The sequence below is a fragment of the Stieleria sp. genome, assembly GCF_041595215.1.
In the GTDB taxonomy this organism is placed as follows: domain Bacteria; phylum Planctomycetota; class Planctomycetia; order Pirellulales; family Pirellulaceae; genus Stieleria; species Stieleria magnilauensis.
Genome location: NZ_JBFHKV010000205.1, coordinates 1 through 9,719 on the forward strand (window position 1 = coordinate 1; position 9,719 = coordinate 9,719).

8 protein-coding genes are annotated in these 9,719 nt (G+C 58.3%); 1 reads left to right on the forward strand and 7 read right to left on the reverse strand.

All coding sequences use genetic code 11. The features are described 5' to 3' along the window. Positions 1-35: 35 nt before the first annotated feature. The 7 genes from ABX749_RS10400 to ABX749_RS10430 form a co-directional block, all read right to left on the reverse strand. A complete protein-coding gene (locus ABX749_RS10400) occupies positions 36-1,364 on the reverse strand; it encodes an FAD:protein FMN transferase (protein WP_372895921.1) in 1,329 nt (442 codons plus the stop codon). 56 nt (positions 1,365-1,420) lie between these two features. Then, complete coding sequence (nqrF, locus tag ABX749_RS10405) at positions 1,421-2,641, reverse strand: NADH:ubiquinone reductase (Na(+)-transporting) subunit F (RefSeq protein WP_372895922.1); 1,221 nt, start codon at positions 2,639-2,641, stop codon at positions 1,421-1,423. 75 nt (positions 2,642-2,716) lie between these two features. Then, complete coding sequence (nqrE, locus tag ABX749_RS10410) at positions 2,717-3,355, reverse strand: NADH:ubiquinone reductase (Na(+)-transporting) subunit E (RefSeq protein WP_372895925.1); 639 nt, start codon at positions 3,353-3,355, stop codon at positions 2,717-2,719. A gap of 19 nt (positions 3,356-3,374) precedes the next feature. Next, positions 3,375-4,001 carry an NADH:ubiquinone reductase (Na(+)-transporting) subunit D gene (locus ABX749_RS10415; protein WP_145207699.1) on the reverse strand — a complete coding sequence of 209 codons (627 nt, stop codon included), beginning with the start codon at positions 3,999-4,001 and terminating at the stop codon, positions 3,375-3,377. 3 nt (positions 4,002-4,004) lie between these two features. Then, complete coding sequence (locus ABX749_RS10420; RefSeq protein WP_145207698.1) at positions 4,005-4,820, reverse strand: Na(+)-translocating NADH-quinone reductase subunit C; 816 nt, start codon at positions 4,818-4,820, stop codon at positions 4,005-4,007. Beyond that, positions 4,807-6,105: an NADH:ubiquinone reductase (Na(+)-transporting) subunit B gene (locus ABX749_RS10425; protein WP_095737359.1), complete on the reverse strand. Its 1,299-nt coding sequence runs from the start codon at positions 6,103-6,105 to the stop codon at positions 4,807-4,809. Before ABX749_RS10425 ends, ABX749_RS10420 begins: the two co-directional genes overlap by 14 nt. 94 nt (positions 6,106-6,199) lie before the next feature. Further along, positions 6,200-7,549, reverse strand: a complete 1,350-nt coding sequence (locus tag ABX749_RS10430; RefSeq protein ID WP_372895923.1) for a Na(+)-translocating NADH-quinone reductase subunit A — start codon at positions 7,547-7,549, stop codon at positions 6,200-6,202. 524 nt (positions 7,550-8,073) lie between these two features. On the opposite strand from ABX749_RS10430, the gene ABX749_RS10435 reads away from it, so the two are divergent. After that, positions 8,074-9,719 (forward strand): GTP-binding protein TypA/BipA (locus tag ABX749_RS10435; RefSeq protein WP_372895924.1); only part of this gene is annotated, 1,646 nt, incomplete at its 3' end.

Consider the following 9,719-nt stretch of genomic DNA (forward strand, 5'->3'; position numbering starts at 1 on the left):
CGACGACGCAAGCTGGAAGCTTACGCCACTTGTCGCTACATCGTGGATTGCTTGGAGTCCATCTTTTCACGCAGTTCTTTGCAGGCGTCGGAGGGATTGCTGCACAGGGAGCAACTGGTGCTGCCGTCTTCGTTGGTCTTGTTGGCCAATCCGCCGCAGGAACCGCTGATCGATCGCCGACCGAAAACGACTCCGATCGCCATCGCGAACAGCAGAATGGAAAACACGCCGAAGGTCAGGATGGCGATCGGTACCAATGCCGCCAACCAACTGGTGGTTTCCGCCGCATCGGGCGTCGCTTCGGCGTACTGAGCCAAAATTCCGGTGCCCACCATTTGATACTCCTTCGCCCCGCTGCGCGAGACGAGCAAGGCATGAAGGTCATTTTGCGTCGCGATCGCCAAGGCAGGTTCCGGTCCCAGCACATTCAGGGCGGTCGCCCAGCCATCGGCCTCCATGCAGCTCTTGGCGATGACGGTCACCGATGCGAGGTCGTGTTCCACGGGGGAACCGGTCCGCGGATCAATGGTGTGCGAATACCGTTTACCGTCGACGACGTACACGTTGCGGTAATCTCCCGAAGTCGCCATCGCGTTGCCGGCCGGTTCATTCTGCAACATCGGATGGGCGATCATCACGGTATCTTTGGCGGCATCAGGCAATTGGATTCCGACCTTCCAGGCGCCGCCGGGCTTGTCCCCGCTGGTCCGCACCTCGCCACCGATTTCGACAAACACGTCCCCCGCGCCTAACTCGGCCAATTTGTCGACCACGCGATCGACACCGTGCCCTTTGGCGATCGACGAGAGATCGATCTGCAACTCGGGAATCAGCTTTCGCACGCTGGGGGGATCGGTTCGAACTTCCAGCTTCTTGTAGCCGACCGTCGCCATCAGTTCTTTGATCGTGTCCGGGTCGGGAACCGCCGACGAACGTTCCGTGGGACCAAAGTTCCATGCATTGACCAACGGCGCAACCGTGATGTCAAACGCGCCGTCCGTCTTCTCGGCGATCGATTGAGCCGCCGCGACGACTTGGGCGAATTCGATGCTGACGTCAAACCAGTCGGTGCTCGTCGACTGATTGAATTTGCTGATCTCCGACGATTTCAAATAGGTCGACATCTGGTCGTTGACGCGTCTCAGTTCGGCATCGATGGCGAACCGCAGCGTCTGGTCGTCCAGCGCCTCCGCACCGGCGACTTTGACCATGTACGACGTGCCCATCGTCTTGCCGCGGTACTCGCGAATCGTTCGCGGAGCCGATTCGTCCTGGGCGCTCGCCTGGGACGTGCTGAAACCTGTCAGGGGAAACAAAAGAAACGCGACCAGCAGCAATGCTCGTCGCGTTTGTTGGATCATCATGGTTATTACCGATCGTTGGGGAATGGACCGTGCCGACTCCATCGTCTCAATCGAGATCAGCCGCCGAAGTCATCGTAGGCGATATTTTCCGGTTCGACACCCAAATCGTCCAGCATGCGGAACACGGCCTGGTTCATCATCGGCGGTCCACAGATGTAGTACTCGATGTCTTCGGGAGCCGGATGCTTGCTCAGGTAGTTGTCCAGCAGCACCTGGTGGATGAACCCTTGATAGCCGTCCCAATTGTCTTCGGGCAAGGGATCGGAGAGAGCGATGTTGAACTTGAAATTCGGGAAGTCCTTTTCGATGTCGCGGAAGTGATCGATGTAAAACAATTCACGCAGACTTCGGCCGCCGTACCAGTAGCTGACCTTGCGATTTGTCTTTTGCCGTTTGAACAGTTCAAAGATGTGACTCCGCAGCGGAGCCATCCCGGCACCACCGCCGATGTAGACCATCTCGGCGTCGGTGTCCTTGATGAAGAATTCTCCGTAGGGACCGCTGATGGTGGCTTTGTCACCGGGTTTCAGACTGAAGATCCAGCTACTCATTTTCCCCGGCGGCAGTTCCGGATTTCTCGGCGGCGGGGTGGCGACGCGAACGTTCAGCATGATGATGCCTTTTTCGCCCGGATAGTTCGCCATCGAGTAGGCACGAATGACCGGCTCATCGACCTTCGACACGAATCGCCAGATGTCGTACTTGTCCCAGTCTTCGTGGTACTCTTCTTCGATATCGAAGTCTTTGTAGTTGACGACGTGGGGCGGGCATTCGATTTGAATGTAACCACCGGCCTTGAAATTGACGTCTTCGCCTTCGGGCAGTTCCAGCACGAACTCTTTGATGAACGTCGCCACGTTGTGGTTGCTACGGACCGTGCAATCCCACTTCTTGGTGTCGAACGCTTCGGCGGGAACTTCGACGTTCATGTCCTGTTTGACGGCCACTTGGCAGGAGAGACGTTCGCCTTCGCGAGCCGCTTTCTTGGAGATGTGGTCTTTCTCGGTCGCCAGGATTTCGCCGCCGCCCTCGTGAACCTTGACCTTGCACTGGGCACAGGTTCCGCCGCCGCCGCAGGCGCTGGAGACGAACACGCCGGCATCGGCGAGGGCGCCCAACAGCTTTCCGCCGGCGGGAACCTCGATCTCTTTTTGGTCATTGATCATGATCTTTACGGGGCCTGACGCAACAAGCTGCGCTTTCGCGCCTAAGATCAAGACCACCAACGCCACCACGACCAGGGTGAACATTGCGATGCCAAGGATTACGGTGCCCATATCGGATCGATTTGATTTGAGGTTTCTGAGTATCGTCTGGTCAAAGTTGCTTTCGCTGAACGGACAACAGCCGCGTTAGAGCTGGATTCCGCTAAACGACATGAATGCGAGCGCCATCAGCCCGACGGTGATGAACGTGATTCCTAAACCGCGAAGCGGCGGCGGGACATCACTGTATTTCATCTTTTCTCGAATACCGGCCAGCGCCGCGATGGCGAGCGCCCAACCGATCCCGCAGCCCAAGCCGTAGGTGCACGACTCGGCAAACGAGTAGTTGCGTTCTTGCATGAACAGCGACGCACCCAAGATGGCACAGTTCACCGTGATCAGCGGCAGGAAGATCCCCAGCGTGTTGTAAAGCGCGGGGAAAAACTTGTCCAAGAACATTTCCAGGATTTGAACCATGGCGGCGATCACGCCGATGTAACTGATGAACCCGAGGAAGGTCAGGTCAACGGTCGCGAAGTAACCGGGCGAAACAGGAAGGAATCCCTCCGCCCACGTCAAAGCCCCTTTCTTGAGGAACCAGGCGTAGATGAACTGGTTGGCCGGCACCGTGATCGCTTCGATCACGATCACGGCGATGCCGAGCCCGATCGCCGTTTTGACGTTCTTGCTGATCGCAAGGAACGTGCACATCCCGAGGAAAAACGCCAACGCGAGGTTTTCGACGAAGACGGCTTTCAGCAGGATGCTGAGATGGGTTTCGATGATTTCTGACATGGTTCTATCCTCAGGACTCTTCGATTTGTTCCGGTTTGTATGCTCGGATCAACCAAATCAGGAAGCCGATCAAGAAAAAAGCACTCGGTGGCAACAGCATCAAGTTGTTGGGGTTGTACCAGCCGCCGTTGCGGTCCAGTGGCAGGATGACGTAGCCCATCAAGGTTCCGCTGCCGAACAGTTCGCGGAAGAACGCGACGAACAACAACACCAGGCCATAGCCGAGTCCGTTGCCGATCCCGTCCCAGAAGCTCAGCCAAGGGCCGTTCTTCATCGCAAATCCTTCGGCGCGACCCATCACAATACAGTTGGTGATGATCAAGCCGACGAACACCGAAAGCTGCTTGCTGATGTCGAAGAAGTAAGCTTTCAGGAATTGGTCGACGACGATCACCAGCGACGCGATCACGGTCATCTGGACGATGATCCGGATGCTGCTGGGGATGTAGGAGCGGATCGCACTGACGGCCAGGTTGCTGAACGCCGTCACGGCGATCACGGCAACGGCCATCACGATCGATGTTTCCATCTTGGTCGTCACCGCCAACGCACTACAGATCCCGAGGATTTGCAAGGCGATCGGGTTGTTGTCGACCAGCGGATCGACGATCACAGATTTTGTAGTTCTTTCAGCCATCTCTCAGGACCCCGATGTCTTCGACTTGCCGTTTTTCAGTTGTGACAAGAATGGTCCGTATCCATCCTCGCTGGCCCAGTAACGCAACAGATTCGTCACGCCCCGGCTGGTAATGGTCGCTCCGGACAATCCATCGACCGCGTAAGGGTTTCCCGGAGGCGCGGTGCCTTTGTAGACCAAGGCGGCCGGCTGCCCGTTTTCGTCGTACAGCTTTTGGTCTTCCCATTGAGCCTTCCACGCCGGGTTGTCGACTTCGCCACCCAATCCGGGCGTCTCGGCGTGTTCGTAAAACGTCAACCCTTGGATCGTTTCCAGGTCGCCCTTGAGTGCCAGGTATCCGTACAGCGTCGACCACAGGCCCTTGCCGTAGACCGGCAACACGACTTGTTGAAAGCCATCGGTTCCGGGCTTGGTGACGAAGTAAACTTTCGCCACCTTCTCGCGGCGACTGACACCTGGATCGTACGGCACTTCGCCGATCTCGGTGCTCGTGTCGACCTTGTCCGCCGCTTCGCGCGGGTCGTAATCGGCGGGATCCATGTCCTTGACGATCTGGCCGGTTTCCAAATCGACCAGCTCTTCGCTGACCCAGGCGTACAGCTCTTCGATCTGCGCCTTGGAAAGCTCACTGGCGGGTTTACCGTATTCGCCGATCGACAGCCCAGCGGCATCCAGAATGTTCTTCTGGCGATCGAGCATCTTATTTTCTTCCTGCTTGCCCTTGAGTCCGACAGCGGCAACGCTGACGACCAGCGAGCAGACGACGCACAGGATGGTCGCCGTCAGCAGGGTGTTAACAGTTGAATCACGTTGTGACATAGCGTGCCATCCTCCGGCGAACGTTTGCGGAAACAACGAAGTAATCGATCAGCGGCGCGAACACGTTGCCGAACAAAATGGCCAACATGATGCCTTCGGGGAACGCCGGGTTGATGCATCGAATCAAGACGGTCATGAAACCGATCAGCGCGCCGTAGATCCACTTGCCCTTCTCCGTCATCGAAGCACTGACAGGGTCGGTGGCCATGAACACCAGTCCGAACGCCAGACCGCCGACGACGAAGTGCCAGTAGAACGGGACGCTCATCATCGGGTTGCTACCCGTGGTGACACCGTTGAGCAACAACGACGTCGCGGCGACACCGCCCAGCACACCGGCCATGATCTTCCAGGAACCGATCCCGGTCCCGATCAGAATCGCCGCACCGATCAAGCACATCAACACACTCGTCTCGCCCACGCATCCCTGAACCGTTCCCAAGAACGCACTGGTCCACGTGATCGGCTCCGTCCAGGTCACCGGATCGGCCGCACCGAGTGAATAGTTGACTGATTCAAGCGAGGCCAGGGCCGCGTTGGTTTCGCCGCCCGGATCGGGCGTCGCGACGGCCATCTGCCCCAGCGCGGTCGCACCGCTGAAACCGTCGACCGCCGTCCAAACTTTGTCGCCGCTGATCTGGCCGGCGTGTGCAAAGTACAGGAACGCTCGACTGGTCAGGGCCACGTTCAAGAAGTTTCGTCCGGTTCCCCCGAACACCTCCTTGGCCACGATCACGCCGAACGCGATCCCGACGGCCACTTGCCATAATGGAATCGAAGCCGGCAGGGTGAGCGGAAACAGCAACCCGGTGACGAGGAAGCCTTCGTTGATCTCGTGCCCGCGAAGGACACTGAAGACCATTTCGATGTGACCGCCGACGAACATGCAAACGAAGTAGATCGGGATGAAAAAGATCGCCCCGAGCATCATGCAGTCGGCGATACTGCCCGGGTCATTGGTGAAACCCATGGCGTTGTGAATCGTGTAATGCCAATCACCGACATACTTCTCGCCGGCCTCTGCGGCACGCTGAATGGTGGTGTTCGCCTGATAGCCGACGTTCCACATTCCAAACAGCGTCGCTGGCACGAGAGCCATCACAACGGTGATCATCATTCGCTTCAGATCGATATTGTCACGCACGTGCGTTTGCCCGTGAGTGATTTCGCCCGGCGTGTACAGAAACGTGTCAATCGATTCGTACACCGGATACGCGATCTGCAGCGGTCCGCCCTTGTCAAACAGCGGATGGACTTTGTCCAGAGCAGCGCGGAGTGCTTTCATTGGTCAGTCTTGCCCAATAACGGTTTTTTCTGAGTAAATGGAACGGCTCGGCAGCTCCCCGCCGCGTCCGCTAGGTGTCTGTGAACGGTTCGGATCAGCCTTCGCGCTCGATCGTGGTCAGATTCTCGCGAAGCAACGAGCCATATTCATATTTTCCGGGACAGACGAAGGTGCATAACGCCAAGTCTTCTTCTTCCAGCTCCAGAGCGCCTAATTGCTGCGCCTGGTCGGTGTCGCGGACGATCAACGCGCGAAGCAATTGCGTCGGCAAGATATCCAGCGGCATCACTTTCTCGTAAGTCCCCAAGGGAACCATCGCCCGCTCGCTGCCGCCGGTGCTGGTCGTGAAGGCAAACTTCTGGTTCGGCAACATCGTCGACGCGAACACGCGGGTCGTGCTGAACTTGTCAAAGCCCGGTTTCTGCCAACCGAGAAACTCTCGCTCGTCACCTTCCTGGATCACCGAGATCTGGGTGTGGTAGCGTCCCAAGAAGTTGTGCGGGGCACTGGCGGTGCGTCCGCAAAGTACCGATCCGGAAATCTGGCGGACCTTGATGCTGGCATCGTACTCGCCGTCGACCAACTGGCTGATGTCGGCTCCGATGCGGGTTTCCAACAGACGCGGTTTGCCGATCACCGGACCGGCGAGCGAAATCACTCGTCGCACGTCCAACTTGCCGGTCGTCAGCAGGGCGCCGATCGCCATCACGTCCTGATAACCCAAGTACCAAACTTTCTTGGTCGGACCGACCGGATCAAGCTGGTGGATATGGGTTCCGACCAATCCGGCCGGGTGGGGGCCGCCGAACTCGGTGACCGTGACGCCATCGACCGCGCCGCCCGGGATCGCCGATCCGGGAGCCTTGCAGACGTGAACGGTGCCGTCGGTCAGCTTCGTGATCGCGGTGAGCCCCAGAATGAATTGATCCTTGCGGTCGGCCATCGCCGTGGCCGGGCAAGCCGCGAGCGGATTGGTGTCGATCGCCTGCACGAAGATGGAACTCGGTTTCGTGCCCGGGGCAGGAACCTTGCCAAACGGACGCGTCCGCAAGGCCGTCCACAGCCCGCTGGTGGTCAGCAACTCCGTCAAGGCCGCCGCATCCATCGCGTTAACGTCGCCGACGTCAAAAATGACGCTGTCCGATTCGCCCGGCGAAGGATCGACGTCGATGACCACGGCCTCAAACTTCCGCTTTTCACCGCGAATCACGTCCGCAACCGTTCCCGCTGCCGGCGACGTGTACGTCACGCCTTCGGTTTTCTTGTCGGTGAACAACGGCTGACCCAATTTCACCTTGTCGCCCGGGGCCACCAACATCGTGGGCTTCATGCCGATGTAATCGTCCCCGACCAACGCCACTTGCGTGACCGGCTTGGCGACTTCGATGTGCTGAGCGGGCGTGCCGAGGATCGGAAGATCCAATCCTTCTTTGATCGTGATCATAGGCTTCGAAAAACGGTTGAACGCTGGACTGAACGCGGGGACGAAAACAAACGCGGGGACGGAATCAGGCGCCGGAGGATCAAGCAGACACGGGGCACTTTGTGATTTTTTTCACAAGCGAGCAGCGAGCAAATGCCCACGTCGGTGGGCAAACGAAAACGGCAAGTTCCTTGGCCAGGGAATATTACATAGCTGACCATAACTCGCAACGGTACACCGATCCGCAGACCGGACACGGACGCTCGCAAAACCCTTAGGGCCAACGGAACGCCTGTGCGAGCGGCTAGCGAAGCTGTCACCCGCACGGCAGGAAAGGTCTAGCGAGAAATCGCCCAAGCGTATTCACTATCTGTCCGACAAGGAAAATTCCTTTTCGTTTCTGTGACTCAAACGGTTGGCGCGAATCCTCATTTCCTACCGATTTTCGTTGCGAAACAACTCGACACCCCCTCCCCACATCGGTGCCACGTCAACGGCCCGCTGAGTCCCTTCGAAGTCTCTCCATTACCCTGCAAGCGTTTTTCGTGACCAACTCCACTTTGGCTGATCGCCGCACCGATATTCGAAACGTTGTCATCATCGCCCACGTTGACCACGGAAAAACCACGCTCGTTGATTGTTTGCTGCGGCAAAGCGGTCAATTCCGCGACGCGGAACTCAAGGGCGATTGCATCCTGGATTCAAATGACTTGGAGCGAGAACGGGGGATCACGATTCTCTCGAAAAACATTGCGATTCCCTACCGCGACGTGAAGATCAATCTGATCGACACGCCGGGGCACGCGGATTTTGGCGGTGAAGTCGAACGGGTGATGACGATGGCCGACGGCTGTCTGGTGTTGGTCGACGCGGCCGAAGGCCCGATGCCCCAGACGCGGTATGTCTTGGAAAAAGCACTGGCGGCGGGGGTCAAACCGATCATCGTGGTCAACAAGATCGACCGCCCCGATGCGCGATCGCACGAGGCGCTCGACGAAGCACTCGAATTGTTGGCCGATCTCGGTGGTGAGCACCAACTTGATTCGGTCGCCTATGTCTACGCCAGCGCCAGAGAGGGATTTGCGACCACCGACCCCGATCAGCCCAACAACGACATGCGGCCGCTGCTGGATCTGTTGGTCGATCATTTGCCGGGGCCGGAAATCGACGCCGAAGCACCGCTGCGGATGTTGGTGACGACGCTTGATTGGAGCGAGTACGTCGGACGGATCGCCGTTGGCCGAATTCAATCGGGCCAGATTCGCGCCGGGCAGACGATTGACCTGCACCAGAAAGGAGGGCCGGTCAAACAGAAGATTGCGGGGCTGTACGTGTTCAATAATCTCGGACGGGCGAAAACCGAAGTGGCCAGTGCCGGGGATATCGTGGCAATCGAAGGCTTCGACAACGTCGAAATCGGGGACACGGTTTGCGCAGTCGACGCAAATAACCCGTTCGATCGGCCGGCCGTCGATGAACCCACCCTCGAAATGGTGTTCGCCGTCAACTCGTCTCCGATGGCGGGCCGGGAAGGCAAATACGTCACCACGCGTCAGATCAAGGCTCGGCTGGAAAAAGAACTCGAACGCAACGTCGCCCTCCGCGTCGAATTGATCCCCGGGACCGAGTCCTATGCGGTCAAGGGACGTGGCGTGCTCCATTTGGCGATCTTGATCGAAACGATGCGGCGCGAAGGATTCGAACTGAGCGTCGGAAAACCACGCGTCATCAATCGCGACATCGATGGCAAACCCCACGAACCGTTCGAGTCGCTGCGGGTCGAGGTGCCGACCGACGCGATGGGCCCCGTGATGGAACTGGTCGGACTGCGCCGTGGGACGCTGGAGGAAATGAAACAACGCGGCGATTACAGCTTGCTCCGATTCACGATCCCCTCACGCGGTCTGATCGGATTGCGAACCCGGCTGCTCAACGCGACGCGTGGCACCGCACAGATTCACCACCGCTTCGATAGCTATCGCCCCGTCGAACCCGAAGTCCCCCGCCGCGCCAACGGCGTTTTGATCTCGATGGTTTCGGGGAAAACGATGCCCTTCGCACTGTTCGCCCTACAGGACCGCAGTGACCTGTTCGTCGGTCCCGGCGTGGAAACGTACGAAGGCATGATCGTGGGCGAAAACGCACGCGACAACGACATGAACGTGAATCCCTGTCGCGAAAAAAAGCTGAC

Bases quoted from the DNA above. Each gene is read 5' to 3' on its own strand.
- ABX749_RS10430 (WP_372895923.1), bottom strand. From the start codon at position 7,549: ATGATCACGATCAAAGAAGGATTGGATCTTCCGATCCTCGGCACGCCC.
- ABX749_RS10400 (WP_372895921.1), bottom strand. From the start codon at position 1,364: ATGATGATCCAACAAACGCGACGAGCATTGCTGCTGGTCGCGTTTCTT.
- ABX749_RS10420 (WP_145207698.1), bottom strand. From the start codon at position 4,820: ATGTCACAACGTGATTCAACTGTTAACACCCTGCTGACGGCGACCATC.
- nqrF (WP_372895922.1), bottom strand. From the start codon at position 2,641: ATGGGCACCGTAATCCTTGGCATCGCAATGTTCACCCTGGTCGTGGTG.
- ABX749_RS10425 (WP_095737359.1), bottom strand. From the start codon at position 6,105: ATGAAAGCACTCCGCGCTGCTCTGGACAAAGTCCATCCGCTGTTTGAC.
- ABX749_RS10415 (WP_145207699.1), bottom strand. From the start codon at position 4,001: ATGGCTGAAAGAACTACAAAATCTGTGATCGTCGATCCGCTGGTCGAC.